Source organism: Bradyrhizobium sp. CCBAU 25338 (genome assembly GCF_028128965.1).
Taxonomy (GTDB): Bacteria; Pseudomonadota; Alphaproteobacteria; order Rhizobiales; family Xanthobacteraceae; genus Bradyrhizobium; species Bradyrhizobium liaoningense.
On record NZ_LFKY01000043.1, the window covers coordinates 459,775 to 486,113 of the forward strand.

Here is a 26,339-nt window from a genome sequence, read left to right on the forward strand (position 1 = left end):
ATGGTTAACAGCTGGTTAAGGACGCTCTCGATGCATTTCCCCGAGCGAGACACGATTTTGCGCGCCCGTGATTCTACGCCTCGAAAAGTGGCATTAACCCAACCGTTTGGCGGGGCGTGCACAGGCCAAGAAGTCGTTTTGGATCGGGCGATTCATGGGTTATTAAGAGTTGGGGACGGCAAAACTTGCCGTGGAACGTTAAGAAATCGCAGCTTGGGGCATCGTACGCCGGTGGTTGGCAAATCTGACCATGGCTACGAGAAGAGCGCCATTTGTCGGGGACAAGTATGCAAGGCAGCCCTATCACCTTCATCGTCGCGTTCATCGTCGTTCTGGCGTTGATCGGCGTCGCTGCATGGCTGGTTCGCCGATTCGGCAGCAGTCGGCTGGGCGCCAACACCCAGCGCGGCAGGATGCCCAGGCTCGCCGTGATCGACGCCGCCGCGGTCGACGGCCGGCGCCGTCTGGTGCTGGTACGGCGCGACAATGTCGAGCATCTCCTGATGATCGGCGGCCCCACCGACATCGTCGTCGAGCCCAATATCGTTCGCGCCGCGCCCAGCCGCGACCAGCTCCCGCAGCGTCCCAACGCCGCCGAGCCGCCGCGCCTTGCCCCCATGCCCGACGTCGGCAGCTGGGCCGACGAGGCGCCGCGGCCGGAACTGCTCGATCATCCCGAGCCGCAAATGCCCGAGCCCCCACCGCGCCCCGCCCGCCCATCCTTCGCCGATGAGGTGCGCCGGCCTGCTCCTGCGCTGGCCGAACGTCGCAGCGAACCGCCCTTGGGAGGCTTTACACCCGAGCCGATCGCGCCGCGTCCCGAGCGCGAACCACGGCCCGAGCCCCTGCCGCCGCGCATCGCCCGCGGCGAACCGCCGCTGATGCCGCGTCCGCCGCGCCAGAGTGAGCCGGTGAAGATGCCGCCACTGCGCCCCGAGCGCGCCGCAGCACCGCCGCCGCCTCCGCCCGTGCCGCAGGCTGCGCCCGTTCCGCCGCCGGCACCGGGGGGGGGGGGGGGGGGGGGGGGGGGGGGGGGGGGGGGGGGGGGGGGGGGGGGGGGGGGGGGGGGGGGGGGGGGGGGGAGCGCCGAGCAGAATCTCGCCGAAATGGCGCAGCGGCTGGAGGCTGCCCTGCGCCGCCCGGCCGGGGAAACGATCGCACCTCCGGTTGCGCCGGAGCCGCCGGCCGCGCCCCCGCGTGCCGCACGCAGCGAGCCGCCGGCGCCACCCGCCCCGGCAGCGAAGCCGGCCGCGGAAAAGACCAGCTTTGAAAATCTCGAAGACGAGATGGCCTCCCTGCTCGGCCGTCCGAAGCCGTCTTCGTGAGGTTGCCGGCCCTCCCGCGTAGAGTTCTTTTCCTTTCTGTCCTGATCGGCGCGGCCTCGCTCGCGATGCCGGCGCATGCCCAGGACATCAGCATCAATCTCGGCGGCGGCGCTGGCGGCGGCGGCGTCACCGAGCGCGCGATCCAGCTGATCGCGCTGCTCACGGTGCTGTCGATCGCGCCGTCGATCCTGATCATGATGACCTCGTTCACGCGCATCGTGGTGGTGCTGTCGCTGCTGCGCACCGCGTTGGGCACCGCGACCGCCCCGCCGAACTCGGTGATCATTGCGCTCGCGATGTTCCTCACCTTCTTCGTGATGGGCCCGGTCCTGCAAAAGTCCTACGACGAAGGCATCCGCCCGCTTGTCGCCAACCAGATCGGCGTCGAGGATGCGCTCCAGCGCGCCTCCGTCCCCTTGCGCGGCTTCATGCAGAAGAACGTGCGCGAGAAAGACCTCAAGCTGTTCCTGGATCTGTCGGGCGAGCCCCCGCCGGCCACCCCCGACGAACTCGCCTTACGCATCCTCGTTCCCGCCTTCATGATCTCCGAGCTGAAGCGCGCCTTCGAGATCGGCTTCCTGTTGTTCCTCCCCTTCCTGATCATCGACCTCGTCGTCGCCTCGGTGCTGATGTCGATGGGCATGATGATGCTGCCGCCGGCGACGATCTCGCTGCCGTTCAAGCTGATCTTCTTCGTGCTGGTCGACGGCTGGTCGCTGGTCGCAGGAAGTCTGGTGCAGAGCTACGGGGGGTGAGGCGGGCCTCTACCGCGTCATCTTGATCTGCCGCACGACCGGGATCGTGGGCAGCGAGCCGGTGTGGTCGGACTCGTCCTTGGCCTGTGGCGCGCCGGGCGCGCGCGCCGTGGCGTCGGGGAAGCGCTGCTTCATCTCGCGCAGGAAGCCGTCGAGCGTATCGACGCTGGCAGCCAGCTTGGCGATCTCGGCGAATTCGGCGCTCGAGGCTGCGGCCGGCTTGCTGGCGATGTCGAAGGCGACACGGTCGGCGCTCTCGCTCATCAGCGGCGCGTATTTTTCGCGGAAGCGCGACAGGCCGATCGAGTCGTCCGCGAGCGCATAGCCGACGGCGGCGCGGATGATGTCGCTCTTCTCGACCGCATTGAGCGGCTTGAAGTCGCGGAAACGGTCGCCGTAGTAGAGTTCGATCTGCTCGGCGGACTCGCGCCAGCGCCGCGCCGCCCAGAAGATATCGGAGCGAAGGCGGAGCACTTCGCGCCCGGAGACGTTGGAGACGATGTCGAGCGCGAGATCGTGACGGCCGACGTCGCTCTGTGCGCGCGCTTCCAGGAGCAGGCGCTGCTGCCGGAGCTCGCCGGAGAGATCGCTGATGCGGCTCGCGCGCAGCGCGGTGATCGCCATGTCGGGCTTGCGGTTGGCGAGATAGATCATGGACAGGCGCGCGGCGACCTGGGCGCGCGCCGCGCCTTCCAGGCGATGATCGACCTGGTATTGCAGGAGCTCGGCGGCCTGGTCGAGCAGATCAATCGAGGCGAGACGGTCGGCGAGCCGGCGGATCAGCTCGTCGCCGCGGCGGCCGATCGGGGTCAGCTCGCGGAACTCGTAGAACATCCCGAGCGCCTCGACCGGCGGCAGTTCGTCTCCCTTCGGCCCGAGGAATAGCTGCGTGAACAGCTCGGAGGCGAGATCCTGAGCCTGACGCGAAGCTTCGGCGTTCGGCTGAAGCCTCGTCGCGGTACGCGCGGCGGTGAGCGCATCCCGGTAACGCCCGTTCTCGGCATACAGCTGCGACAGCATCTGGAGGGTCTTGACCTCGGTCGTGTCGCCGCGCCAGGTCATCGACAACGTCTCGAGTTCGCGCAGCGCCTCTTCCTTGCTGATCTCGTCGCGCTTCTGACGCAGTGCGACCTCGAGCTGCTTGGCCTCGGCCGCAGCCTGCCGGTCGCTCGAGGCGACCGCGAACTTGTAGTCGTCCAGCGCATCCTTGTCGTGGCCGAGCGCCTCGGCGAGCCGGCCGCGCAGCACGGCGAATCCGGGCGCAGCCTCAGGCGGGACACCGACCACCTCGAGCTCGCTGCGGCGCTTGGAGGCGCCGGCGTAGTCCTTCACCTCGAGCGAGGCGCGCATCGCATCCATCGTCACGATGCGCTGGATGTCGAGCGGCAGAGAGGCGATGGCGAATTCGACGTTCTTGAACTTCTCGCGCGCGTCCGCCCATTTGCCCTGGCGCGCATAGGCGAGCGCCTTCCAGAGCTGGGAATCGTGGCTGTTGCCGATCACGGGATTGGCGAGGTCCTTCAGGCCCTGCGCCGGCCGGCCGATCAGGATGCTCGCGATCGCATGCATGATCAGCGCACCACTCTCCTCCTTGTTGAGAGGATCAGTCAGCATCACGTCTGTCACGGCCTTGGCCTCGTGATACATGGCGCGCGACATGTAGAACTGCGCGAGGTCGAGCCGCGGCAGCGAACGCAACGCCGGTTCGACCGCCGAGATCGCCATCATCAGCTCGCTCTGGCGCGCCATGAAGTTTTCCGACTGGCCCTTGCGCCAGCCTTCCGGGCTGAAGATCGGGCGCACCGCGGTCGGCGCCCGCTCGGCCGAGATGTCCACCGGCGAGAGCGTCAATCCCCCCTTCTTGCCGACAATCACCTTGTCGGAGCCGACCTCGACGCCGACCTCGTCGGAGTTGGGCCGGATCGCGATGCCGTGCGCGGATTCCAGGAGCGAGAGATCGACGAGGTCCTGCCGCTTGATGAAGCCGCGCACCGGCCGCTGCGCGGTGACGACGTAGAGCGTATCGCCGGCATCGGGGTCGGTGAGCTTGTGCAGGAGGCCCGGATTGGCGAAGGGAATCGCGATGTTGGCGAGCGCCGGATCGGTGATGTTGCGCGACATCATCAGCGGCAGCGGCGTCGCCTGGATCTTGTCGGCGAGCGTCAACAGCCAGTTGGTCTCCTTGCCGACCTCCTCGCTCGTCAGCGAGTAGACCAGCGGACGGGTGAGACGGATGCGCACCGCCTGCCCCTTGTCGAGCGGGATGCGGTCGACCTCGCCGATCATCGCGCCGCCCTTGGTGCGGATCGCCTCGACATCGATCGGCTTCGGCGTATCGAACACCAGCCACACCGTGTCGCCGCGGCGGAACGCCGCCGCCGGTGTTGCGACCTGAAGCGGGAACGTCACGCGCAAGCCGTCGCTATCGCGGCGCGCATCGACGCTGGCGACGGCCGGCGGCGCGTCCGGGGCCGCGAGCGCAGCCTTGACAACTTCCTTGACCGGCTCCTTCGCGGCCTCTTTCGGCGCATCGGCCGGCGCCGGCTTGGCAACCGCCGCCGCAGCTTCGGGAGCGGGCGCCGGCTTCGCAGCGTCCCTGGGCACTTCCGGAGCAGGCGCAGCTTCGACCGCGGGAGCGGCTGCCGGTTTCGGCGCCTCAGTGGACGGCAGCGCGGCGGACGCTTCCGGCTTCACCGCGGGCTTGATGTCGATTTTGGCTTCGCGTGCGATCGTCTCCGAGGTCGGCGGCGCGATCTCGCTGCGGGGGTCCTTCGGCTTCTCGGCCGCCGGCTTTTCCGGCGCAGGTGCGTGACCGGCGGGCTTCATCTGCGCGATCGCCGCCTCGGGCGTCGCGGCCGCCTTGCCCTTGTCGGGCTGAAAGGCGACGTCGACGACGTAGTTCTTCTCGTCGCGGAACGAATGCACGTCTGAATCGCCGATCAGCGCGATCTCGACATTGGTCTGATCGATGTCGGCCTTCTGCTTGATCGAGGCGACGTTCGGCGGCGCCGCGACGACCGCGTCCGCCAGGTCGAAATTGAGGTTGGCGTTGAAGACGAGCGTGAGCTTCTGCTCGTTGAGCACGGAGGAGACGCCGACACCGTCGGGCATCTCGAACACGAAGCGCACGAAGGTCGGCTGCACCGAGGCGCGCACGCGGATCTGCGGACGCTTCCTGGCCTCGGCCGCGGCGCGCTGGGCGCGCAGCGCGCGCTCGGCCACGCGGGCGCGCTCGGCCAGCTCCTTGACCACGTCCATGGGCAGGCTCGGCGGCGGTCCCTTCCAGCCTTCGGGCAGCAGGTCGACGAAGGTGCGCTCGCCGGCGTTCATGGTGTTGACGGTGACGCGCCGCGCCAGCGACAGGCGGATCGCGCTCCCATCCGGGTCGCGGCGGGCGGAGTTCACGTAGTCGGGCGCGCCTTCCGGAATTCGGTCGACGGGAACGTCGACGGGCCGGTCGAAGCGGATCACGAGGATGGAGCCTGCGGTCGTCACCTCGGAGGGAACGTCCTCGCCGAGCTTGATGACAAGACGGGCAAAGCCGCCGCCGGCGGAAAAACTCGCCTCGCCCCGGATCGGATCGGCCGCCCGGGCCGGCGCCGTGAGGCCAATCAGGACACAGGCCGCCAGCACGCGCGCCTTTCGGACATGACGCGACAACCCCCGCGCCACTGCGCGGGCTCGCGATACAAATCCAGCGGCAGCCTCTCGCGCCATTGGCGGCATTTCTTCCGGTTCGGCGGGCGTGCCGGCACTGGCGCCGGCCCGTGCCGTCGAATCTAAGGTTTTCCCAATTAAGGACTTCTTAAGTATGAGCCCTCAATTCGGCTTTTGCGTCGGCTTGCCCTCGATCTTGGGAAGATCGCCGGCCGAGGCCGACTGATCGCCGCCGCCATTGGCGCGGCGAGCCATCTCGACCGTCAGCCGCTCGGCAGCCTCCGGCGACATCAATCCCATGATGTCCGACATTTTGCGAGGCGCGATGGCCGAGGCGATCTCGATCAGCACGCCCATCTCGAGCCGGTCGAACACCCGCGCGGCATCCTTGGGCTTCATCCCCTCATACATGGTCACGAGGCCCCTCATGCGCTGGGCTTCGGCGGCCTTCTGCTCGGCCTGCGTCGCGGAGATGCGGGTTTCCACCGCCTTCATCTCCTCGACCTTGTTCTCGATGCGCTTCTCGGCCGATTTCAGCAGGCTTTCGCGAATGTCGATCTCGCGCTGGCGGGCCTCGATCTCCTGCCGCCGCGCCTGCAACCGTTCCAGGATCGCACGTTCCGAGGCCGAGACCTGCGGCTGGCCTTCCTCCACCTTGACCACGGTGCCCTCGGGCTTGGTCTCGGGCGCGGCGGGCTTCGGCGCTTCCTTCGGCGCACCATGGGTCGATCCGGTGATGTCGGGGTCCGCGCGACCGGTCGGGAAGTTCAGGTTCTCCTCGGCCCAGGACTTCTGGTTCGGCTTGTAGTCGAAGACATAGCCGCCATTGATCGCAAGGCCCGCCACCTTCAGCGTGGCGAGGCCTGCGACGGCGACCAGGACGACCGGAATGACGCGGATGTTACGAAAGGACTTCATACCCAGGCTTTATGCGGCAAGGCCGTTGGATCGCCGGCGCTCGGAGAAGGCTTCGGCCGCAGCCGCCACCGCCTTCGCCGTCGACGGCTTGGCCGCAGGCGCGGCAGCTGTTTCGGGGTTCGTCACGGGACGCGCGGCGATCGCGATCTTGGACAGGCGCCGCACCACGTTGTCGGCCTCGCCGAGCTGCTTGTAGAGCTGGTCCGACATCTGCGTCGCGGCGGCGAGCTGGCTGCCCAGGTTCTCGTTGACGTCGCGCACGGCCAGCTTCAGCCCGCCGATCGCGCGCTCGGCGATCTCCGTCGCCGTGATCAGCTCGCCGATGACCGCCTTCAGCGAATGCTCGTCCGCCTTCAGCCGCGTCAGCCGCTTGTTGAGCATGACGCAGTAGACGATCGTCAGCATCAGCAGGATAGCCACCAGCGTCTCGATCGCCATTCCCAGGGAGTGGTTCATGGGGCCTCCATCATCTTGTTCTGCTCGTCCACCTTCTCGAACATCGCCAGTGTCGTACTTGGCTTGCGCAAGGGTTTCGTCACGCGGATCGCGACGCGGTCGCCGACCCGGCCCATCCGCCCCTCGGTCAGCGTGACGTCGCCGCAGCGCACGGTGACGTTGGCGTCGGCGCGCATGTCCAGCGGCAGCGTGTCGCCGACCTTGAGCCGCATCAGCTGCTTGAGCGGAATGTCGGCTTCATAGAGCACCGCATCGACGGCGATCTCGGCCTGCACGATCTCGGTGGCGAAATGGCCTTCCCAGACCGGGTCGCGGCCGAACTTTTCGCCCATGAACATCTGGAGCAGGACGCCCCGGATCGGCTCGATGGTCGCGTAAGGCAGCAGCAGCTCGATATTGCCGCCGCGGTCTTCCATGTCGATGCGCAGGCGGACCAGGATCGCGGCGTTGGCGGGACGGCTGATCGCGGCGAAACGCGGATTGGTCTCGAGCCGGTCGATCGTGAAGGTCACCGGCGACAGCGGCCGGAACGCCTGCTCGGCATCGGCCAGCACCACCTCGACCAGCCGCTTGACCAGCTCGGTCTCGATCGTGGTGTAGGGCCGTCCCTCGATGCGGAGCTGGCTGGTGCCGCGGCGGCCACCGAGCAGCACGTCGATCATCGAATAGATCAGGTTGGAATCGACCGTCGCCATGCCGAAGTTCTCCCACTCCTCCGCCTTGAAGACAGTGAGGACGGCGGGCAGCGGGATCGAATTCATGTAGTCGCCGAAACGCACCGAGGTGATGCGGTCGAGCGAGACTTCGACATTGTCCGAGGTGAAGTTGCGCAAAGACGTCGTCATCAGCCGCACCAGGCGGTCGAAGACGATTTCGAGCATCGGCAGACGCTCGTAGGAGACCATCGCCGAATCGATGATCGCGCGAATGCCGGAATGATCGTCGAGCGTGACGTCGCCGACGGTGAAGCCGAGGAGATTGTCGATCTCCTCCTGCGACAACACCCGCTCGCCGGAGTTCTTGCCGGTGCCGAGATCGCGACTGCCGTCCTCGACCATGGCCGCCCATTGCAGGGCCATGGTTTCCGACAGCTCGTTCTCGGCGGCAGCCTTCGCGGCCTCGGCGGGATCCTCGGAATCGAGCGAGGCCTCCCACTGGGCGGCAATTGCATCCTGGTCGACCTGGTCGTTGCCCGCCATGATCCCTAGTCCGCCATGCTCACTGGACCACGACTTCCTTGAACAGCACCGCGCTGACCTGGATCGGGGCGACCGCCGCGTTGACGCGCTTGGTCAGCTCCTCCTTGAGGCGGAAAATGCCGGCGGAGCCGTTGAGGTCGGAGGGGCGCAGTTCGCGCACATAGGTCTGGAAGATGTCGGTGACGCGCGGCATCGTCGGCTTGATCGCCTCGATCTGCTTCTCTTCCTTCAGTTCCAGCACGATCTTCAGCCGCAGATATTGCACGCGCTCGCCCGGCGAGCCGGCGAGGTTGACCATCAGATCGGGGACGTCGACGAAGGCCGGCGGCTTCGGCGGCGGCGCGGCCTCGGCATGGTGCTCGCCCTCGCCGTGACGGAAGAAGAAGAACCAGGTCGCCGCACCGCCGCCGAGGACGGCGAGCAGGCCGACGGCCATGATGATGAGCTTGAGCTTGTTCTTCGGCGGAGCGGCTTCCGCGCCGTCGGCGGCTGCGCCGCCCTCCTCATTCTCTGCCATGGTTGCCGCGCTCGTTCATTTCTCAAAGGGGTCGAAAGAGCGAATCCTCCTGGCAGACAGTGACGCGATACAAATGCCCCAGCGCAATGCGCTCCTCTGATGTGCAAACGCTACGGTAATAATGGTTAACGGAACCTTTCGATTGGGCTTCCGCTAGGAAAAATCTGCCGGGCAAACATGGCTAACAGAACCTTTCTGCCGCCCTCCCGCGCCCATCAAAAATCAACAAGCAATTGAAATGACACAATCTTTCGAGTTGGCACGGCTTTCGCTGAGAGAGGATCGAGACCTCACGGTTTGGGAGAACCCGAGGTCTCGTTCACGGGATCCGCCAAGGCGCTTGGGAGAGCGAAATGGCAGATCTCACTCAGGGGAGATTTCCGATGCAGAACGCGCTTCTGATCGGCTTGTCACGGCAGATGACGTTGGAACGGCAGATGGATGTCGTCGCCAACAACGTCGCCAATGCCAACACCAACGGCTTCAAGGCCGACCATTCGCTGTTCGAGGAGTATCTCAACTCGAACGCGCGTCATGACAATTTCATCGGTCGCGACCGCCGGATCTCCTATGTGCAGGATCGCGGCACCTTTCGCGACGTCAGCCAGGGGCCGATGGAGGCGACCAACAATCCGCTCGACATCGCGATCAACGGCAACGCCTATTTCGCGGTGCAGGCCAATGGCGGCGAGCTCTATACCCGCGACGGCAAGTTCTCGCTCAACAGCACCGGCCAGCTCGTCACCGCGAGCGGCAATCTCGTGCTCGGCAATGCCGGCCCGATTACCTTCCAGCCGACCGACCACGACATAAATATCGCGCCCGACGGAACCGTCACGGTGCTCGAGGGTACGGCGCGCACCGACTCGATCCGCGGCAAGATCCGCATGGTGTCGTTCGACGATCCGGCCAAGCTGACCAAGCTCGGCGGCAATCTCTATGGCGCCGGCTCGGCCAACCAGCAGGCCGACACCAAGTCCACCTTGCAGCAGGGTTACATCGAGAAGTCGAACGTGAATGCGGTCGGCGAGATGACCCGCATGGTCGAGGTGATGCGCAGCTACACCGCGATCGCCAGCCTGCTCCAGCAGCAGAGCGACCTCCACAAATCGGCGATCGACAAGCTCGCCGACGTTCCGGCCTGATTGAAGGAGAACTGACATGCAGGCGCTTCACACCGCTGCGACCGGAATGGCGGCACAGGAACTCAACGTTCAGGTGATCTCCAACAACATCGCCAACCTGCGCACCACCGGCTTCAAGAAGCAGACGGCGGCATTCCAGGACTTGATCTATGAGCACGTCCGCCGCGTTGGCGCCCAGTCGTCCGACCAGGGCACCATCCTGCCGGTCGGCGTCGACATCGGCGGCGGCGTCAAGACCGTCGGCACGCCGCGCAGCATGACGCAGGGAACGCTGTCGCAGACCGGCAACGACCTCGATCTCGCGATCTCGGGCGATGGCTTCTTCAAGATCCTGATGCCCGACGGCACCTACCAGTACACCCGCGACGGCACCTTCCAGATGGACAATCAGGGCCGCGTCGTCACCGCGCAGGGCAACCCGGTGCAGCCGACCATCACCATTCCGAACAACGCCTCGGGGATCTCCGTCAGCGAGCAGGGCCAGGTCTCGGTGACGCTGCCGGGTTCAACGACCTCGTCGATCATCGGCCAGCTCGGCGTCACGCGCTTCATCAACAAGGCAGGCCTTCAGCCCGTCGGCAACAACCAGTTCATCGAGACCCCCTCCTCCGGCGCGCCGCAGGACGGCACCGCCAACTCCGAGGGTTACGGCAAGATCACGCAGGGCAGCCTGGAGCAGGCCAATATCGACGTCGTCTCGGAGATGAGCGACCTGATCGCCGCGCAGCGCGCCTACGAGATGAACGCCAAGGTCATCAGCGCGGCCGACCAGATGATGCAGTCGACCACGGCGCTGTTCCGCTGAGGTGATGACGATGATCCGCACCACGCTCGCCTCGATCTCCACCCTTCTCCTGCTGGCGCTGCCGGCAGCGGCCGCCGACGAATTCATCGCCTCGCCGGCGCTGCGCGCAAGCGTCACCGTCACGGCGGACGTGGTGCGGATCGGCGATCTGATCGAGAACGCAGGATCCGCCGCGTTGATCCCGGTCTACCGCTCGCCCGATCTCGGCACCACCGGCACGCTGACGGTCGGCCAAGTGCTCTCGGTGCTGCGGGCAAAACAGGTGATCGGCGTCACGACCGGCGACATCAAGGAGGTCCAGGTCACCCGCCTCGCCCGCACGCTCGCCAGCAAGGATATCCAGAACGCGGTCACCGCTGCGCTCGAGCGCCGCTTCGGCCTCGGAGAAGCTGCCAACATCACCGTCACGTTCGACCGCAGCGTCGCCGAGATGCGGCTCGATGCCTCCAACACCGGTGCGCTCGAGCCGGTCGGAACCCGCTACGACGCCCGCAGCGGCCGTTTCGACATCGCCTTCGAGATTGCAAACGACACCCATGTGGCGCCGACCAAGTTGCGCTTCACCGGCACCGCGATCGAGACCGTGGAAGTGGCCGTGCTGACCCGCGACATCGACCGCGCCGAGCTTCTGAAATCCTCCGACGTCTCGCTGGAGCGCCGGCCGAAGACCGAGGTCACCGGGGAACCGGCCACGCGCGACCGCAGCATCGGCATGCAGCTGCGCCGACCGATGCGCGCGGGCACGCCGCTCCGCGTCGCCGACATCGTCAAGCCCGACTTCGTGCTGCGCGATCAGGCCGTCACCATCATCTACCAGGTGCCCGGCCTCTATCTCACCACGCGCGGCAAGGCGATCGAGAACGGCGCCGAGGGCGACACCGTCAGCGTGCTCAATCTGCAATCCAAGCGCACGCTGACCGGCGTCGTCACCGGCCGCGGCCAGGTGACGGTCCAGGGCGGAAGTCAGTCGGCACCGATGGCGCCGGCCGTCGAGCAGACCTCGTCGATCAAGCGTGACGAGGTGCCGCCGGCCGCAGCCCTGGCGCAGAGCCTGATCCAGAAGCCCGCGTCTGCGGCCCAGATCGCCCAAGCCCAGATCCCCGAAGCCCAGATCCCGCAAGCCCAGATCCCGCAAGTTCGTCTCCCGCAAGCTCCAGCCAAATCAGAGTAGGTCATGTCCAAGTTCAGTTCGGCTTTCCGCCTTCGTCGCATTGCGACCTCTGCCCTGCTGCTGGCAACTTGTACGCTGGCGAGCGGCTGCTCCTCGATCGACCGCCTGTCGCAGATCGGCGAGCAGCCGAAGCTGTCGGCGATCGACAATCCGACGACGCAGCCCGGCTACAAGCCGGTGCAGATGCCGATGCCGAAGCCGGAAGTTGCCTCGTACAATCCGAACTCGCTGTGGCGCAACGGCAGCCGCGCGTTCTTCAAGGACCAGCGCGCCCGCCAGGTCGGCGACCTCCTGACCGTGACCGTGAACATCACGGACAAGGCCAACATCGAGAACGACACCTCGCGCAGCCGCACCAACAAGGAAGATTCCGGGATCACGGACTTCATTGGCTCCCAAACGATCACCCAGGCCAACAAGATCCTGCCCGGCCGTATCCTGACCGCCGACTCGACCTCGTCCAGCGAGGGCAAGGGCAGCGTCGACCGCAAGGAAGCCCTGCAGACCAACGTCGCCGCCGTGGTGACCCAGGTGCTGCCGAACGGCAACCTGGTCGTCGAAGGCAAGCAGGAGATACGCGTCAACTTCGAGATCCGCGAGCTGATCGTGGCCGGCATCGTGCGCCCCGAGGACATCCAGAGCGACAACACCATCGATTCCACCAAGATCGCCCAGGCCCGCATCGCCTATGGCGGCCGCGGCCAGATCACCGACGTGCAGCAGCCGCGCTACGGCCAGCAAGTCATGGACGTGCTGCTGCCCTTCTAAGTCTCTCCCGAGCTCCCACATCGTGTTCGCGAACCTAGGCGCGAACGACGATGTACTACGCGGCCTCCGGTAGCTCCCCTGCCGGAGGCCGCATGTGTTTTGCCTTTGGGACCGACTACAGGCTGCGAGCTGCGGCTCATGATCCGCAAATCGTAACGATGCCGCTGCTTTACACTCGGTCATTGCGAGCGCAGCGACGCGATCCAGAATCTTTCCGCGGTGGCAGTCTGGATTGCGTCGCTGCGCTCGCAATGACGGTGGCGAGAGCTCACGTAAACTCGGCCTCCACCGTCCCGAGCCCGTCCAGCTCCATCCGCACCTTGTCGCCGGCCTTCAGCCAGAGAGTCTTCACCAGACTTCCGGTGAGAACGAGTTGCCCCGCATGCAGTCCCTTGCCCTCGGCGGCGAGATGGTTGGCGAGCCAGGCGAGAGCGTTGTGGGGATGGCCGAGCACGTCGGCGCCGGTGCCCTGGCTGACCTCCTCGCCGTTGACGAGGGCGCGGCCCTTGACCGCCTTCAGGTCCGGAACCGAGGAGCGCGGCACCGACGGACCCAGCACGCAGCCTGCGGCGAAGAAGTCGTCGGCGATCAAGGTCGGCGCGCCCATCGTTTCCCACTTCACGTAGCGATCGTCGACGATCTCGATCGCGGGATGATAGGCCTCGACCGCCTCGCCGACCCATTCGGCCGTGAACGGCGCCTCGCCGGCGGCGAGGTCGCGCTTGAGCCGCACCGCGATCTCGCACTCGACTCCGACCCGGACATAGTTGGAGGTGGCGAGCTTGGCGCCGCTGTCGTGGACGCCCTTCTGGAACACGCCGCCGCCGCAGGGGTGCGGAATGCCGATGTAGTCCTGCATCACCTGGCTGGTGCAGCCGATCTTGTAGCCGACGAGCGGGCCGAGATGCGGCAGCAGGAGATCGTGCAGGGCGCGCTGGACCTGATAGCCCTCGGCTTCATCAGCAGGAGGACGCTCCAGCGCCGCGAGCGGCGCATGATTGCGGCGCGCCAGCGCGATCGCCTTTGCGGCTTGGAGTATCTTGTCCATCGGCGCCGCCTCCCACGCTACGCATTCGAAGGCGACACTTGAGCATCCCCGCCCGGGCGTGACAAGCCAGGGGCAACCTCACGCCTTGACCAGGCCGAGCCGGATCAGACTCTCGGCGGTCGCAAGGATCGCCTCGCGGTTGGAGCGAGGCTCCCAGCCGAGCAGCGACCTCGCCTTGGCGCTGGTGGAATGCCGCACCCTGCCGAGCATCGGCACGACCGCACGCAAAAGGGGAATCCGGGTCGCGGCCAGCCGCACCAGCCAGTCGGGGGCTTGAAGCCGCGGAACCCGGCGTGCGGACGGCCCGAGTTCCCGCCGCAGCACCTTGGCGATATCGAGGATCGACATCGTTTCACCGGAGACCGCGATGAAGCGCTCGCCCTTGGCCTCGGGCGCCGTCATCGCCCGCAGGTGCAGATCGGCGACATCGCGCACGTCGACCACGCCGAAATAAACCCGCGGCACCGCCGGCATGGCGCCGTCGAGCAGCGATTTGACGATCTCGATCGAGCCGGAGAAGTCCGGCCCCAGCACGGGACCGAAAATGCCGGCGGGATTGACCACCGACAGTTCGAGGCCGCCGCCCTCGCGCGCGATGAAATCCCAGGCCGCCCGCTCGGCCAGCGTCTTGGATTTGATGTAGGGCTGCAGGCCGGGACCATCGAGATTGGTCCAGTCGGTCTCGTCGAACGGTTTTTGACGCGGCGGATGTCCGTAGCCGATCGCGCCAAGCGACGAGGTGATGACGACGCGCCTGACGCCGGCCGCGCGTGCGGCACGCAGCACCCGCAGCGTGCCGTCGCGGGCCGGGACGATCATCTCGTTCTCGTCCTCGGGCACGCTGGTCGACAGCGGCGAGGCGACGTGCAGGACGTAGTCGCACCCGGCGATCGCCTCGCGCCAGCCCGCGTCTGCCGTGAGGTCCGCCGTGAAGAAGGACACAGTTTCCGGCGAAGCCGCCCCGCCCTCGCGCAGCATCGCCAGCACGTCGTCCCGACGATCAGGCCGACGTACCGTCGTCCGCACGGCATGGCCCACGGCCAGAAGTTGCAGGACGACGTGAATGCCGACGAAGCCCGACCCGCCGGTGACCAGAACAGTGCTCATTGCCAAATTCCCCTCGATGCGAGGTCCGGCGGATCGGTTCCGCCGCGGCCCTGCCCAAGGCCGCATCTGGTCACTATCTCCAAGGGGACAAGTAGAATGGATTTCGAGACCGGTATGGAAAACCTGACCACCAACTGCGACGACGACTGCGATTGCAGCCGAGATCCTGCCCTGCTCGGTGACTTCAAGCGGGCCATCGACGCCCTCGGCGGCAAGTGGAAACTGGAGATCCTGTTTTCGCTGATGAACGGTGCGGTTCGCTTCGGTGCCTTGCGACGATCGATCGGCGGCATCACCCAGCACATGCTGACCACGCAGCTTCGCGAGCTCGAGGAGGATGGCCTCGTATCGCGCATCGTCCTCGCGGAGAAACCCTTGAGGGTCGAGTACGAACTGACGGATGCGGCTTACGGCCTCTTGCCGGCCTTTAAGGAAATGTTGAGCTGGTCCAGGCTTTATGGGGACGCGCGCCTCCTGGCGTCGCGGCAGACCTGATTGCACCGATGCTTGATGCAGCTGGATCAGCGTCTCACCATTCAAGCCGATGTCGTTGATGCGACTCGCAAAACTCGCCCCACCTGAAGTGAAGGCTGTTTCTGATCCGAACTCACGTGAGCTCGGAGGAATCGAGTCTAGCCCATTGATCGTGATTCACTTTTCGCGATCACGCTCGCGCGTTGCCGTGCGGCTGCAAGCGGCAGGCAAAATGCTGATCACGGCGCCAAACGGCGCCTTGCGTCCCAAAAACAAAGAGCCGCACTTGGCGGCCCGGGCTCTATTCGTCGCGATAAACCTTCTCGCGTTTCTCGTGGCGCTCCTGCGCTTCCACCGAGAGCGTCGCGATGGGCCGGGCTTCGAGCCGCTTCAACGAGATCGGCTCGCCGGTTTCCTCGCAATAGCCGTAGGTGTTGTCCTCGATGCGCTGGAGCGCGGCGTCGATCTTGGCGATCAACTTGCGCTGGCGGTCGCGGGCGCGGAGCTCGATGGCGCGGTCGGTTTCGGACGATGCCCGATCGGCGAGATCGGGGTGGTTCACATTCTCCTCCTGCAAAGCCTGCAGGGTGAGCTTGGACTCTTTGAGGATCTCATCCTTCCAGGCGAGGAGCTTCAAACGGAAGTACTCCTTCTGCCGGTCGTTCATGAAAGGCTCTTTGTCGGTCGGTCGGTAGTTTTTCAACTTTTCCAAGGGAGGCCTATCTGTCTAAGCAACGACTCGCAAACGGAACGGGGTCCGTCGAGCGGGGCGTTATATAGCGGCCTCCTGTGACAGACAATATTTCCTCTCATCGCCCGGGTGCCGCCCCCAAGCCCTTGCACAGGAAGCTTTATCCTGGAGGGACCGGGGGCGGCTGACGGCTCAATAGCCGACCGTGAAGCGCTGCCTCAGATGGGCGGGCCGTTCGATCTCGTCGGCGAGCGCTATGGCGTAGTCGGCGAAGGTGATCCAGCTCTTTCCGTTCGCATCTGCGAGAAGCTGGTCGGTCCCAAGCCGGAACTTGCCCGTGCGTTCCCCCTCGACGAACAAGGCCGACGGCGAGATGAAGGTCCAGTTCAGGTCCTTTTCCTGCCGCAGCAAGTCGAGGAAGGTCGAGCCCGCCTCCGCTTCAGCCTTGTATTGGGCGGGAAAGTTGGGAGTTGTGACCAGCTTCACGCCTGGGGCGACCTCGAGGCTGCCGGCGCCGCCGACCACGAGATAGCGACCGACCTTGGAGTCCTTCGCCGCGCCGATCAGCTTGAGCGGGTCACTGGCCAGGAAGTGCACGGAACTCACGGCGACGTCGTGCCCGGCCCACAGCTTGGCGAGGCCGGCCTGGTCGAGCACATCCCCTTTGGTCGGGGTGACGTTAGGCAGGGCTGCGATCTTCTCGGGGTTCCGGGCGATGGCCGTGACGGCGTGGCCGCGGCGGGACAGTTCCCTGGCGATCTCCGACCCGGCCCGGCCCGAGGCGCCGGCGACTGCGATTTTCATGGAAGGCTCCTTTGCTTCTATAGTAACTATCAGTGACTAGATATCGCAAAGGATGCTGGTGTTAAGAGAGCACTTTGTGCTTACCTGATTACGCTGGAGTAACCGGCATGCATATTCGCAAGCGACCAGACTCTCCGAGGACCGACGATGAAACCCGACGTTTACGCAGCGAACTGCCCCACCCGCCAAATCCTCGATCGCGTCGGCGACAAATGGGCGGTGCTGATCCTCTTGCTGCTGCGCGAGGAGCCGATGCGCTTCAATCAGTTGCGCCGCACGATTGAAGGCATCTCGCAGAAGATGCTGAGTCAGGTTCTCAAGTCGCTCGAACGCGACGGCCTGATCAGGCGCCATGCCATCGCGACCGTGCCTGTCACGGTGGAATATTCGATCACGCCGCTCGGGCTGACGCTGGCCGCAGCGGTCGATCCCCTGCGCGATTGGGCCGAGCAGAATCTGAAGGACGTGCTCGCGGCGCAGCGCCGCTACGATGCGCAGCAGAAGGAGGAAGCGGCGTAACAGGACGAGTAGCAGACAGTCATCCTGAGAGACGGATGACTAGTAAGCCTGACCGGCCTTGGCGAGCTCGACCTCGACGCGCAGCTCGATCTCGGAAAGCACCGTATCGAGACCTGGATCTCCCGAGGACGATTTCAGGTTCGCCGCAGCATCACGCAGACGCATCACGGTCGAGGCGTCGAGGTTTCCGGACAGCAGTCCCATCTTGAGATCGTCGAGTACGTCGAGCGCCGTCCTGCCGCGAGCGACCGAGCGCTTGCGGCGCTCGACTGGATCCTCCTCGACACCCTGCAATGCCAGCAGCGCGTCGATGTTGGCGGCGGCCTTCGGTGCAGCAGCGCTCCGCGTCTCCTGCGCCGACGAGGTGTCGGGCAGCACGAAGGTGCCGGAGCCGGTCCGCCTGGCCTGGCTGGCCGGCGCTCCAAGCGTGGTGCCGTTCGGTCCGTAGATGCGCATCGGAAAGAATCCGGGTGATCGATGCCTCACCTTCGCCGTCTTATGGTTAACGGCGCGTAAACAGCCCGGCAAAATCTGCCGACAGGCGGCAGTTTCGCTCCTCAGGCACAACACCCGCTGACACCGGTCGAAACAGATTTATTCAACCTATTCAGCGATCTATCCCGAAGCCCCGGGTTGGCACAGCGCTCGCAAGGAAAGCGCCGGACCAGCTCGTCATGGGAGTGTCGTGCAGGTCCTTCCGATTTGAGGAGCCTCTTTAGGAGCCTTGGGGAGCAGAGGATGCCAGGCGTTCGTTGGGTGAGGATTGTTGGGGTGGCCTGCGCCGCGCTGTCAGCGCTGGCGCTCTCAGTCACGCCTGCAAGCGCGACATCGCGCATCAAGGACCTCGCCAACATCGAGGGCGTGCGGCAGAACCAGCTCATCGGCTACGGCCTCGTCGTCGGCCTCAACGGCACCGGCGACACGCTCAACAACATCCCCTTCACCAAGCAATCGCTGCAAGCGATGCTCGAGCGCATGGGCGTCAACATCCGCGGCGCCACCATCCGTACCGGCAACGTCGCGGCCGTGATGGTGACCGGCAACCTGCCGGCCTTCGCCACCCAGGGCACGCGCATGGATGTCACCGTCTCTGCGCTCGGCGACGCCAAGAACCTCCAGGGCGGCACCCTGCTCGTGACCCCCCTGCTGGGCGCCGACGGCAACGTCTACGCGGTGGCGCAGGGTTCGCTCGCGATCTCCGGCTTCCAGGCCGAGGGCGAGGCGGCCAAGATCGTGCGCGGCGTTCCGACGGTCGGACGCATCGCCAACGGCGCCATCATCGAGCGCGAGATCGAGTTCGCGCTCAATCGGCTGCCGAACGTGCGCCTGGCGCTGCGCAACGCCGACTTCACCACCGCCAAGCGCATTGCGGCCGCGGTCAACGATTATCTCGGCGTCAAGACCGCCGAGCCGATCGACCCCTCGACGGTGCAGCTGTCGGTCCCGCCCGAGTTCAAGGGCAACGTCGTCGCATTCCTCACCGAGATCGAGCAGCTCCAGGTCGATCCCGATCTCGCCGCCAAGATCATCATCGACGAACGGAGCGGCATCATCGTGATGGGCCGCGACGTCCGCGTCGCCACCGTCGCTGTGGCGCAGGGCAACCTCACCGTCACCATCTCCGAGAGCCCGCAGGTCAGCCAGCCCAACCCGCTGTCGCGCGGCCGCACCGTGGTCGCGCCGCGCAGCAGCGTCACCGTCACCGAGGACGGCAAGAAGCTGGCCGTCGTCAAGGACGGCGTCTCGCTCCAGCAGCTCGTCGACGGCCTCAACGGCCTCGGCATCGGTCCCCGCGACATGATCAGCATCCTCCAGGCGATCAAGGCCGCCGGCGCGATCGAAGCCGACATCGAGGTGATGTGATGCAGGCGGGCTCGATCAACACCCCGCGCGTCACCACCGCTTCGGCGTTCTCGGTGGAGAGCCGCAACGGCCGGCCGGACTTCGAGCTCGCCGCCGCGCTGCAGAAAGTCTCGCCGCAGCAGCAAGCCAAGGCGCAGAAGACCGCCACCGATTTCGAAGCGATGTTCCTCAACAGCATGTTCTCGCAGATGACCTCGGGCCTGAAGGGCGAAGGTCCGTTCGGCGATACGCCCGGCACCGGCGTGTGGCGCTCGATGCTGACCGAGCAATATTCCAAGAGCTTTGCTCAGGCCGGCGGCGTCGGCGTCGCCACCGAAGTCTACCGCACCCTGATCATGCAGCAGGCGAAAACGATCCGCACGGCATAAGGTCAAACGAAATGAACCATTTCCACGCCTCACGTCAGCCGATGCAAGCCCAGAGTCCGAACACCGCGACCGGCAGCACCGAGGCGCGCAAGCTCGCCGAAGGCCTGATGGACGCGATGAGCGCCCTGCTCGGACTGATCGAGCGCGAGACCGAGCTCGTTCGCGCCGGCAAGGTCCGCGAGGCGATGACGCTCGAGAGCAAGAAGCAGGAGCTGTCGCGCAATTACGTCGGCGCCGTCAGCCAGCTGAAGGCGAACCAGGCCCAGCTCGCGAAATCCGCGCCGGAGCTGCTCTCGACGCTGCACCGCCACCACGATGCGTTTCGCGCGATGCTCCAGGTCAATCTCACCGTGCTCGCGACCGCGCACGCTGTCTCCGAGAGCGTCGTGCGCGGCGTCAACGCCGAGATCCAGAAGCGTAACGTGCCGAACACCTATACGGCTGCGGGTCGTCGCGCCGCGCCGGGTCCGCGCCACATCACCCCGCTCGCGGTCAGCCGCTCGCTCTGAGCGCGCAGGAACAAGCGACACTTTTACGAAATATTGCGCGGCGACAGCGTCGCGCGGTTAGTCACGTTTCCTTACCAGGTCTTCAAACCTGGTGTTCCATGGTTGCGCTATTAGAGGGGTTGGGATTTGACTCAAGTAAGGCAACCAGGAGGCTGCCATGAGTACAGATTTCAGCATCAGGCCGGTGGGGATCCCGGCACCCGCGCAGATCGTACCGACGTCCAACGTGGCGGCGAACGAGGCCGTGCAAACGGATCTTCCGGTGAGCCAGACGGTCGCCGCGAGCGATACGGGCGCGCCTGTGCGCAATGATCTGCCGAACCACGAGAACGTCTCGCGCCAGGTCGTGTTCGACCAGGCGGCCGCGTCCTTCGTCTTCCAGGTCGTCAACGCCAAGACCGACGCGGTGGTGACCCAGTTCCCCGACGAGGCGATGCTGCGCCGGCGCGCCTATTTCCATGCGCTGGATATGCAGTCCGAGCCCTCGCGTCCGCTCAGCACGGACGTCAGCGCCTGACGACCAGGTGTCGACCGTCACGACGGCGGATCGACACCAGTCAAGTCCGCCGCAAGTTCGGTGGCGATGTCATTGATCCGCGCTAAAGCATGATCCGGAAAAGTGCGCAGCGGTTTTCCGAAAAGAACTTGCTCAAACAACAACCTAAAGCGCGATGACGATTCATCCTAATCGCATTACGCTTTAGCGCCGGCTTCCGTCAGCGTCGACTTGGTCCGCGGTCGGCAAATGCTCGACCACGGCCGCTCTCCGTCACGGCCGTCCGGACAGGCCTGCAGCGATGTTGCGGTTAATCTCGATCAGCGGGCGGAAATGATCGAACTGGGGGCTCATCTGCAGCGCGGCCGTCTGGCTCAGCACGAACACGCTGATGTTGGCGATCTTCTGCCGGACGTCGATCGGCTGCGGATTGGTGTCACGCATCGCCTCGCTCAGGAAGATGGTCCAGAGCTTGCGGTTAAACATCAGGGCCTGCATGGTCTGCTCGCTGAGCGGATCGGCGTTGTTCACCGCGTCCTGGAGCTTGTTGGCGGCCTTGAGCAGGGTCTGCGCCTCGATGTCCCGAGGAGATGCGGTGGTCGTTGCAACACGCGCATAAGCCGAGGCAGCGGAATTCGACATCAATCACACCCTGGACGTTACCTAGCGCGTTATACGCGCTTAAGGATTTCTTTCCCAACCCTAGGCAGCACCGCTTAAGATTTGCTTACGTGTTGTGCTTGGAAGCACTCCGGACAATTACGGGGCACGGAGCTCTTCGTCGGCGCAAACGCTAGATGCACGCATGCACGATGTAAACTCGCTCGGCGTGATGCGCATCGATCTCAGCTAATCTTGTTTTAGCGATCTCCCTTAAAAGAACGGCGGAGCGTTAGCTCCGCCGCGAAATCTCGAGTAGCGAACTTGCGCTGCGAAATTAGCGGAGCAGCTGCAGCACGCTCTGTTGCGACTGGTTGGCCAGCGACAGCGCGGAGACCGCGATCGACTGGCGAGTCGAAAGCGCCTGGCTGTTCGCCGCTTCCTCATTGGTGTCGGCGAGCGTCAGGTTGGACGAGCCGGTCTGCAGCACGTTGATCAGGTTCTTGGAGAAGTCCTGACGCACCTGCACGATCGACAGATTCGAACCGAGGGTGGAACCTTCCGAACGGAGCGTGCTCGAGGCCGCATTCAGGCTGGCCAGCACCTTGTTGGTGGCGCCGTTGTCGATGAAGTCGACGCCGTTGACGAGATTGCTGAGACCGAGCCCCGCCGCATTGAACACCACGCCGTTGATGCTCAGTGTGGAGCTGCCGGTCTCGTTGAAGACGAGCTTCAGCGTGTCGCCGTTGAGCAGGTTGACGCCGTTGAAGGAGGAGTCCTGCGACGTGGTGTCGATCTGGGCCAGGATGTTGTTGAACTGGTTGACCAGGTTGGAGCGTGCGGTCTGCGCCACGGGATCCTGGACCGGCGGCTGCGCGGTGGTGAAGGCCAGAACACCGGTGATGGTGCCGCCGACTGCGCCGCCCGCGAGAGTCGAACCGAGCGTCGACGAGGCATATTCGTTGACGGTGGTCACCGTGAGCACGCCGTTGGCATCGATCGTCGCCGTCAGGTGGTTGGCCTGCAGCTGCGCGTTGAGCTGGTCCAGCGTCTTGACGGTGCCGTTGGTGCCGTCGCCGAAAGTGACGTTCACCGGGGTGCCGCCGTTGAACGAGGTGAAGGTCAGCGTCTTGCCGCTGATGCCGCCGACGCCGGACGTGCGGGCCGCAGTGAAGGCGGTCGCCGTTCCCGTATTGCCGCTGAGACCGAATGCGCTGAGGGCATTGCCGGTGCCGGTGATCGAGAGATCGGCGTTGACGCCGGTGGAAAGCGCAAGCTGGCCGCTGCTGTTGACCGACGACGGGATCTGGCCCGCCGTGGTCGACAGCGTCGCCGCGCCGTTGAAGATGCTGGCCGTCTTGACGCCGGTCGCGAGGTCGACGGCGTTGAGCAGGTCGGTCAGCGTCGCGCTCTGGATGTAGACGGTCGAGTTGCCGTTGCCGTCGGTGACGATGTTGCCGCTGACGCCACCCGACGTAACGCTCGTCGCCGATTGCGGCGTTTGCGCATTCTTGAAGGTGATGGTGTGGCCGTCGATGTTCAGCGTCGAGCCGTCCTGAACGAGGGTGCCGAGCGAACCCGCGGTAGTCGACCGGGCCGCAGTGACATTGGCATTGCCAGCGCCGGTTGCGGACGTCAGTCCGAGCGCCTTGAGGAAGTCGGCCTTTCCGGTCACGCTCAGATCGGCGCCGGTCGAGCTCTTCAGCGTGACCTGACCGCCCGTGATGGACGATGCCACCTGCAGCGTGCCGACGGGACCGGCCGAGCCGCTGACCGAGATGGTCGCGGCGCCGGCGCTGATCGTCGCGCTCTTGACGCCGCTCGCCAGATCGATCGCGCTCAACAGGTCGTTGACGGTGCCGGTGGGCGCGGCGGCCGTCCCCATGTAGACGATCGAATTGCCGTTGCCGTCGGTGGCGATGTGGCCGCTCGCATCCAGTCCCCAGCCGGTCGGCTGCGTCGCGGGCGCCGCGCCGGTCCGGAAGGTAATGGTCTTGCCGTTGACCGTGATCGAGTCCCCGTCGGCAGGCGACGAGCCGAGGGTGCTGGCCGCCGTGGTACCGATCAGCGTCGCGGTGCCGGTCAGTGCAGTGGTGCCGTCGGCCGCGTTGGTGGCGGCGCCGGTCAACGTGCCCGCGGTCGAGCCCAATGATGCACCGAGCGCGGCGGCGGCCGTCACCGGCGTCACGCCACCGGGCGCGCCGGTGTAGAGCACATTGCTGTTGGCGGTTGCGCTTGCATACGACGTCGTGCCGCGCAGATCGGCCGGCGTCGCACCGGGAATCGTGGTCGAGACGTTCGACTTGGTGGAATAGCCGACGGTGGTCTGCAGCGCCTGGTTGGCGATTGATTTCGCGCTGTCGATCAGCTTTTGCAGCGAGGTGATGCCGGTGTTGGCGGCCTGGAGCACCTGCACGCCGTTGTTGATGCCGTCGAGCAGGTTGCTGATGTCGCTCGCCCGGTTGTCCAACCCCTGCGCCGTGAAGAAATTGGTGGGATTGTCGAGCGCCGTATTGACCTTTTTGCCGGTCGACAGCCGCTCCTGCGTCGTGGCCAGCAAGTCGGCCGTCGACTGCAGCGACAACAGGTTCTGGCGAACGGACGCCGAGAGAACGATGTTGGACATTGGCGAGTCTTCCTCTTGAACCGGATACGAATCGGCCGCGCCGTCTGCAAAGCGGGGCTTTGGTCCAGTTTTAGAAGGTGTCCTTTAAAGTATGGTTAACGCCGGTTTAAGGGATAGGGTTAATGGCGGGTGAAGGCCCCTGCCCGCGTCCAAATGCAAAAAGAGCGGCGGGGCAAATGGCCCCGCCGCTCGATTTTACCTCGTAATTTCAGTTGCTTACTAGCGGAGCAGCTGGAGCACGCTCTGCTGCGACTGGTTGGCCAGCGACAGCGCGGAGACCGCGATCGACTGGCGGGTCGACAGCGCCTGGCTGTTGGCGGCCTCGACGTTGGTGTCGGCCAGGGTCAGGTTGGACGAGCCGGTCTGCAGCACGTTGATCAGGTTCTTGTTGAAGTCCTGACGGATCTGCACCACCGAGAGGTTCGAACCGAGGCTCGAGGCTTCCGAGCGCAGCGTGCTCGACGCGGCGTTCAAATTTGTCAGCACCCTGTTGGCGGCGGCGTTGTCGATGAAGTCAACGCCAACGGTCAGCGCCGCGAGGCCGAGACCCTTCGAGTTGTAGGTCACGCCGGTGATGTTCAGGCTCGACTTGCCGGTCTCGTCGAACACCAGCTTGAGCTGGTCGCCGTTGAGCAGATTGACCCCGTTGAACGAGGAGTCCTGCGCGGTCGTGTCGATCTGGTTCAGGATGTTGTTGTACTGAGATACCAGGTTCGCACGGGCCGTCTGCGCGACCGCATCCTGGACGGGGGTGGAAGCCGTCGAGAACGTCAGCGCCGACGTGAGCGTACCGCCGATCGCACCGCCCGCTGCGGTCGAGCCGAGCGTCGAGGAAGCATAGTCATTGGACGCCGTGATCGTCAGCAGGCCGTTGGCGTCGATCGTCGCGGACAGGTTGTTGGCCTGAAGCTTCGAGTTGAGCTGATCGAGCGTCTTGACCGTGCCGTTGGTGCCGTCGCCGAAGGTGACGTCAACCGCGGTGCCGCCGTTGAAGGAGGTGAAGGTCAGGCTCTTGCCGCTGATGCCGCCGATGCCGGAGGTGCGCGCCGCCGAGAACGCCGTTGCGTTGCCGGTGTTACCCGAAAGCCCAAACACCGCCAGCGCATTGCCGGTGCCGGTGATCGACAGATCGGCGTTGATGCCGGTCGAGAGCTGGAGCTGGCCGCTGGTGTTGATCGACGACTTGCTCTGGCCGGTCGCGGTATTCAGCGTCGCCGCGCCGTTGGCCGCAATCGATGCGGTCTGCACGCCGGTGGCAAGGTCGATCGCGTTGAGCACGTCGGCGACGGTGCCGGCCTGGAGGTAGACCGTCGAGTTGCCGTTACCGTCGGTGATCACGTTGCCGCTCTTGCCGAAGCCGGCCGGAATGGCCGGCGCACCCGTCGAGCCCGGGACCGGCGCGTTCTTGAAGGTGATGACGTGGCCGTCGACATTCAGGGATGCGCCGTCGGAAATCAGCGATCCCAGCGAGCTCGCGGTCGTGGTGCGGTTGACGCTCAGCGACGCATTGCCGCCGCCCGTCGCGCTGGAGAGGCCCAGCGCCTTCAGCAGGTCGGCCTTGCCCGTCAACGATAGATCGGCACCCGTCGAGCTCTTGATCGTGGTGATACCCGCGGCAATCGAGGAGGCTGTCTGGCCCGTGCTGGTCGCAATTGTCGCCAGCCCGCTTGAGATGACCGAGGTGTTCACGCCGCTGGCGAGGTCGATCGCGGTCAGGAGGTCGTTGACGGTCGCAGCCGGCGCCGCGGCGGTGCCGAGATAGACGGTGGTGTTGCCGTTGCCATCGGTCACAAGGTTGCCGCTGAGGCCCGAGCCGGCCGGAACGGCGCTGGCAAGCGGCGCCGAGCCGGAGCGGAAGGTGATGGTCTTGCCGTTGACGGTCAGCGTGTCGCCGTCGGCGGGAGCCGTGGCGATCTTCGTGGCGGCGGTGGTGCCGATCAGGGTCATCGTACCCGTCACAGCGGTGGTGCCGTCAGCGGCGTTCACGGCCACCGCGTTCGAGAACGTACCTTGCGTCGCGCCGAGGGTGGTGGTTGCAACGGCCGCGGTAACACCGCCCGCCGTGCCGTTATACAGCACGTTGCTGTAGGCGGTCGCGCTGGCATAGGAGGTCGTGCCGCGCAGGTCGGCGGCGGTTGCGCCCGCGATCGTGGTGGAGACGTTGGACTTGGTGGAGTAGCCGACCGTGGTCTGCAGCGCCTGGTTAGCGATCGACTTGGCGCTGTCGATCAGCTTCTGCAGCGAGGTCAGGCCGGTGTTGGCGGCCTGCAGCACCTGCACGCCGTTGGCGATGCCGTCGAGCAGGTTGTTGATGTCGCTGGCGCGGTTGTCGAGCGACTGGGCGGTGAAGAAGTTGGTGGGATTGTCCAGGGCCGAGTTGACGCTCTTGCCGGTCGACAGACGGTTCTGTGTGGTGGCGAGGAGGTCGGCGGTGGACTGGAGAGAGAGCAGGTTCTGACGAACCGACGCAGAGAGAACAATACCGGACATGACTCTTACCCTTCTGGCTTACGCGTCT

General features: G+C 65.5%; 25 protein-coding genes. 12 read left to right on the forward strand and 13 right to left on the reverse strand.

All coding sequences use genetic code 11. The features are described 5' to 3' along the window. Positions 1-287 precede the first annotated feature (287 nt). A complete protein-coding gene (locus tag ACM42_RS35905; RefSeq protein WP_271533121.1) occupies positions 288-1,325 on the forward strand; it encodes a flagellar biosynthetic protein FliO in 1,038 nt (345 codons plus the stop codon). Then, a complete protein-coding gene (gene fliP / locus ACM42_RS35910; protein ID WP_239625093.1) occupies positions 1,322-2,080 on the forward strand; it encodes a flagellar type III secretion system pore protein FliP in 759 nt (252 codons plus the stop codon). Before ACM42_RS35905 ends, fliP begins: the two co-directional genes overlap by 4 nt. Before the next feature lie 9 nt (positions 2,081-2,089). Here fliP and ACM42_RS35915 read toward each other — a convergent pair whose 3' ends face one another. From ACM42_RS35915 to fliL, 5 genes are all read right to left on the reverse strand, one after another. Beyond that, on the reverse strand, positions 2,090-5,797 hold the full coding sequence (locus ACM42_RS35915; RefSeq protein WP_271533124.1) for a tetratricopeptide repeat protein: 3,708 nt from the start codon (positions 5,795-5,797) through the stop codon (positions 2,090-2,092). Positions 5,798-5,899: 102 nt separating this feature from the next. Then, the gene (locus ACM42_RS35920; RefSeq protein ID WP_271533126.1) at positions 5,900-6,655 is read right to left on the reverse strand and encodes a MotE family protein; all 756 of its coding nucleotides are present in this window, start codon (positions 6,653-6,655) and stop codon (positions 5,900-5,902) included. A 9-nt stretch (positions 6,656-6,664) separates the two neighbouring features. Further along, the gene (locus tag ACM42_RS35925) at positions 6,665-7,111 is read right to left on the reverse strand and encodes a DUF6468 domain-containing protein (RefSeq protein ID WP_035675328.1); all 447 of its coding nucleotides are present in this window, start codon (positions 7,109-7,111) and stop codon (positions 6,665-6,667) included. Further along, positions 7,108-8,310, reverse strand: a complete 1,203-nt coding sequence (fliM, locus tag ACM42_RS35930; RefSeq protein WP_061883026.1) for a flagellar motor switch protein FliM — start codon at positions 8,308-8,310, stop codon at positions 7,108-7,110. Before fliM ends, ACM42_RS35925 begins: the two co-directional genes overlap by 4 nt. Before the next feature lie 19 nt (positions 8,311-8,329). Then, positions 8,330-8,827 carry a flagellar basal body-associated protein FliL gene (gene fliL, locus ACM42_RS35935; RefSeq protein WP_131874774.1) on the reverse strand — a complete coding sequence of 166 codons (498 nt, stop codon included), beginning with the start codon at positions 8,825-8,827 and terminating at the stop codon, positions 8,330-8,332. A 383-nt stretch (positions 8,828-9,210) separates the two neighbouring features. On the opposite strand from fliL, the gene flgF reads away from it, so the two are divergent. From flgF to flgH, 4 genes are read left to right on the forward strand one after another with little or no spacing between them, the layout of a single operon-like run. After that, complete coding sequence (flgF, locus tag ACM42_RS35940) at positions 9,211-9,972, forward strand: flagellar basal-body rod protein FlgF (RefSeq protein ID WP_271533130.1); 762 nt, start codon at positions 9,211-9,213, stop codon at positions 9,970-9,972. Positions 9,973-9,988: 16 nt separating this feature from the next. Further along, positions 9,989-10,777 (forward strand): flagellar basal-body rod protein FlgG, encoded by a 789-nt coding sequence (flgG, locus tag ACM42_RS35945; protein WP_271533132.1) that lies wholly within the window; start codon positions 9,989-9,991, stop codon positions 10,775-10,777. A gap of 10 nt (positions 10,778-10,787) precedes the next feature. Further along, on the forward strand, positions 10,788-11,948 hold the full coding sequence (gene flgA / locus ACM42_RS35950) for a flagellar basal body P-ring formation chaperone FlgA (protein ID WP_271533134.1): 1,161 nt from the start codon (positions 10,788-10,790) through the stop codon (positions 11,946-11,948). A 3-nt stretch (positions 11,949-11,951) separates the two neighbouring features. Next, on the forward strand, positions 11,952-12,716 hold the full coding sequence (gene flgH, locus ACM42_RS35955) for a flagellar basal body L-ring protein FlgH (RefSeq protein ID WP_271533136.1): 765 nt from the start codon (positions 11,952-11,954) through the stop codon (positions 12,714-12,716). Between the two features lie 268 nt (positions 12,717-12,984). Here flgH and ACM42_RS35960 read toward each other — a convergent pair whose 3' ends face one another. Together ACM42_RS35960 and ACM42_RS35965 are read right to left on the reverse strand one after the other, a co-directional pair. Further along, positions 12,985-13,764 (reverse strand): 2-keto-4-pentenoate hydratase, encoded by a 780-nt coding sequence (locus ACM42_RS35960; protein WP_271533138.1) that lies wholly within the window; start codon positions 13,762-13,764, stop codon positions 12,985-12,987. 78 nt (positions 13,765-13,842) lie between these two features. Beyond that, positions 13,843-14,871, reverse strand: coding sequence for an SDR family oxidoreductase (locus ACM42_RS35965; RefSeq protein WP_271533140.1), 1,029 nt, complete (start codon positions 14,869-14,871; stop codon positions 13,843-13,845). A 96-nt stretch (positions 14,872-14,967) separates the two neighbouring features. Here ACM42_RS35965 and ACM42_RS35970 point away from each other — a divergent pair, with 96 nt between their 5' ends. Then, positions 14,968-15,366 carry a winged helix-turn-helix transcriptional regulator gene (locus ACM42_RS35970; RefSeq protein WP_271533142.1) on the forward strand — a complete coding sequence of 133 codons (399 nt, stop codon included), beginning with the start codon at positions 14,968-14,970 and terminating at the stop codon, positions 15,364-15,366. Between the two features lie 280 nt (positions 15,367-15,646). Here the strand turns inward: ACM42_RS35970 and dksA are convergent, their stop codons facing one another. Together dksA and ACM42_RS35980 are read right to left on the reverse strand one after the other, a co-directional pair. Beyond that, the gene (gene dksA / locus ACM42_RS35975) at positions 15,647-16,012 is read right to left on the reverse strand and encodes an RNA polymerase-binding protein DksA (RefSeq protein ID WP_085966600.1); all 366 of its coding nucleotides are present in this window, start codon (positions 16,010-16,012) and stop codon (positions 15,647-15,649) included. A gap of 216 nt (positions 16,013-16,228) precedes the next feature. Next, on the reverse strand, positions 16,229-16,840 hold the full coding sequence (locus tag ACM42_RS35980) for an NAD(P)-dependent oxidoreductase (RefSeq protein WP_271533144.1): 612 nt from the start codon (positions 16,838-16,840) through the stop codon (positions 16,229-16,231). 147 nt (positions 16,841-16,987) lie between these two features. Between ACM42_RS35980 and ACM42_RS35985 the strand changes: the two genes are divergently transcribed. Continuing rightward, positions 16,988-17,359: a winged helix-turn-helix transcriptional regulator gene (locus tag ACM42_RS35985; RefSeq protein ID WP_061023262.1), complete on the forward strand. Its 372-nt coding sequence runs from the start codon at positions 16,988-16,990 to the stop codon at positions 17,357-17,359. A 39-nt stretch (positions 17,360-17,398) separates the two neighbouring features. On the opposite strand, the gene ACM42_RS35990 is transcribed toward ACM42_RS35985, so the two are convergent. Beyond that, on the reverse strand, positions 17,399-17,815 hold the full coding sequence (locus ACM42_RS35990) for a flagellar assembly protein FliX (protein WP_271533146.1): 417 nt from the start codon (positions 17,813-17,815) through the stop codon (positions 17,399-17,401). A gap of 282 nt (positions 17,816-18,097) precedes the next feature. Here ACM42_RS35990 and ACM42_RS35995 point away from each other — a divergent pair, with 282 nt between their 5' ends. The 4 genes from ACM42_RS35995 to ACM42_RS36010 all read left to right on the forward strand — a co-directional run bounded on the left by ACM42_RS35995 (position 18,098) and on the right by ACM42_RS36010 (position 20,616). After that, positions 18,098-19,222, forward strand: a complete 1,125-nt coding sequence (locus ACM42_RS35995) for a flagellar basal body P-ring protein FlgI (RefSeq protein WP_028181459.1) — start codon at positions 18,098-18,100, stop codon at positions 19,220-19,222. Beyond that, the gene (flgJ, locus tag ACM42_RS36000; protein ID WP_271533149.1) at positions 19,222-19,590 is read left to right on the forward strand and encodes a flagellar assembly peptidoglycan hydrolase FlgJ; all 369 of its coding nucleotides are present in this window, start codon (positions 19,222-19,224) and stop codon (positions 19,588-19,590) included. Before ACM42_RS35995 ends, flgJ begins: the two co-directional genes overlap by 1 nt. An 11-nt stretch (positions 19,591-19,601) precedes the next feature. Next, positions 19,602-20,099 carry a hypothetical protein gene (locus ACM42_RS36005; protein WP_271533151.1) on the forward strand — a complete coding sequence of 166 codons (498 nt, stop codon included), beginning with the start codon at positions 19,602-19,604 and terminating at the stop codon, positions 20,097-20,099. Between the two features lie 157 nt (positions 20,100-20,256). After that, positions 20,257-20,616, forward strand: a complete 360-nt coding sequence (locus ACM42_RS36010; protein WP_028181462.1) for a hypothetical protein — start codon at positions 20,257-20,259, stop codon at positions 20,614-20,616. Positions 20,617-20,868: 252 nt separating this feature from the next. Here the strand turns inward: ACM42_RS36010 and flaF are convergent, their stop codons facing one another. The 3 genes from flaF to ACM42_RS36025 form a co-directional block, all read right to left on the reverse strand. After that, complete coding sequence (gene flaF, locus ACM42_RS36015) at positions 20,869-21,237, reverse strand: flagellar biosynthesis regulator FlaF (protein WP_028181463.1); 369 nt, start codon at positions 21,235-21,237, stop codon at positions 20,869-20,871. A 295-nt stretch (positions 21,238-21,532) separates the two neighbouring features. Next, positions 21,533-23,821, reverse strand: a complete 2,289-nt coding sequence (locus ACM42_RS36020) for a DUF1522 domain-containing protein (RefSeq protein ID WP_271533154.1) — start codon at positions 23,819-23,821, stop codon at positions 21,533-21,535. Positions 23,822-24,040: 219 nt separating this feature from the next. Continuing rightward, positions 24,041-26,311, reverse strand: a complete 2,271-nt coding sequence (locus ACM42_RS36025) for a DUF1522 domain-containing protein (RefSeq protein WP_271533156.1) — start codon at positions 26,309-26,311, stop codon at positions 24,041-24,043. Positions 26,312-26,339 lie beyond the last annotated feature (28 nt).

What these genes read in the sequence shown, in the direction of transcription:
- ACM42_RS35905 (WP_271533121.1), top strand. Translation starts at nt 288, where the DNA reads ATGCAAGGCAGCCCTATCACCTTCATCGTCGCGTTCATCGTCGTTCTG.
- ACM42_RS35915 (WP_271533124.1), bottom strand. Translation starts at nt 5,797, where the DNA reads ATGGCGCGAGAGGCTGCCGCTGGATTTGTATCGCGAGCCCGCGCAGTG.
- ACM42_RS35920 (WP_271533126.1), bottom strand. Translation starts at nt 6,655, where the DNA reads ATGAAGTCCTTTCGTAACATCCGCGTCATTCCGGTCGTCCTGGTCGCC.
- ACM42_RS35925 (WP_035675328.1), bottom strand. Translation starts at nt 7,111, where the DNA reads ATGAACCACTCCCTGGGAATGGCGATCGAGACGCTGGTGGCTATCCTG.
- fliM (WP_061883026.1), bottom strand. Translation starts at nt 8,310, where the DNA reads ATGGCGGGCAACGACCAGGTCGACCAGGATGCAATTGCCGCCCAGTGG.
- fliL (WP_131874774.1), bottom strand. Translation starts at nt 8,827, where the DNA reads ATGGCAGAGAATGAGGAGGGCGGCGCAGCCGCCGACGGCGCGGAAGCC.
- flgF (WP_271533130.1), top strand. Translation starts at nt 9,211, where the DNA reads ATGCAGAACGCGCTTCTGATCGGCTTGTCACGGCAGATGACGTTGGAA.
- flgG (WP_271533132.1), top strand. Translation starts at nt 9,989, where the DNA reads ATGCAGGCGCTTCACACCGCTGCGACCGGAATGGCGGCACAGGAACTC.
- flgA (WP_271533134.1), top strand. Translation starts at nt 10,788, where the DNA reads ATGATCCGCACCACGCTCGCCTCGATCTCCACCCTTCTCCTGCTGGCG.
- flgH (WP_271533136.1), top strand. Translation starts at nt 11,952, where the DNA reads ATGTCCAAGTTCAGTTCGGCTTTCCGCCTTCGTCGCATTGCGACCTCT.
- ACM42_RS35960 (WP_271533138.1), bottom strand. Translation starts at nt 13,764, where the DNA reads ATGGACAAGATACTCCAAGCCGCAAAGGCGATCGCGCTGGCGCGCCGC.
- ACM42_RS35965 (WP_271533140.1), bottom strand. Translation starts at nt 14,871, where the DNA reads ATGAGCACTGTTCTGGTCACCGGCGGGTCGGGCTTCGTCGGCATTCAC.
- ACM42_RS35970 (WP_271533142.1), top strand. Translation starts at nt 14,968, where the DNA reads ATGGATTTCGAGACCGGTATGGAAAACCTGACCACCAACTGCGACGAC.
- dksA (WP_085966600.1), bottom strand. Translation starts at nt 16,012, where the DNA reads ATGAACGACCGGCAGAAGGAGTACTTCCGTTTGAAGCTCCTCGCCTGG.
- ACM42_RS35980 (WP_271533144.1), bottom strand. Translation starts at nt 16,840, where the DNA reads ATGAAAATCGCAGTCGCCGGCGCCTCGGGCCGGGCCGGGTCGGAGATC.
- ACM42_RS35985 (WP_061023262.1), top strand. Translation starts at nt 16,988, where the DNA reads ATGAAACCCGACGTTTACGCAGCGAACTGCCCCACCCGCCAAATCCTC.
- ACM42_RS35990 (WP_271533146.1), bottom strand. Translation starts at nt 17,815, where the DNA reads ATGCGCATCTACGGACCGAACGGCACCACGCTTGGAGCGCCGGCCAGC.
- ACM42_RS35995 (WP_028181459.1), top strand. Translation starts at nt 18,098, where the DNA reads ATGCCAGGCGTTCGTTGGGTGAGGATTGTTGGGGTGGCCTGCGCCGCG.
- flgJ (WP_271533149.1), top strand. Translation starts at nt 19,222, where the DNA reads ATGCAGGCGGGCTCGATCAACACCCCGCGCGTCACCACCGCTTCGGCG.
- ACM42_RS36005 (WP_271533151.1), top strand. Translation starts at nt 19,602, where the DNA reads ATGAACCATTTCCACGCCTCACGTCAGCCGATGCAAGCCCAGAGTCCG.
- ACM42_RS36010 (WP_028181462.1), top strand. Translation starts at nt 20,257, where the DNA reads ATGAGTACAGATTTCAGCATCAGGCCGGTGGGGATCCCGGCACCCGCG.
- flaF (WP_028181463.1), bottom strand. Translation starts at nt 21,237, where the DNA reads ATGTCGAATTCCGCTGCCTCGGCTTATGCGCGTGTTGCAACGACCACC.
- ACM42_RS36020 (WP_271533154.1), bottom strand. Translation starts at nt 23,821, where the DNA reads ATGTCCAACATCGTTCTCTCGGCGTCCGTTCGCCAGAACCTGTTGTCG.
- ACM42_RS36025 (WP_271533156.1), bottom strand. Translation starts at nt 26,311, where the DNA reads ATGTCCGGTATTGTTCTCTCTGCGTCGGTTCGTCAGAACCTGCTCTCT.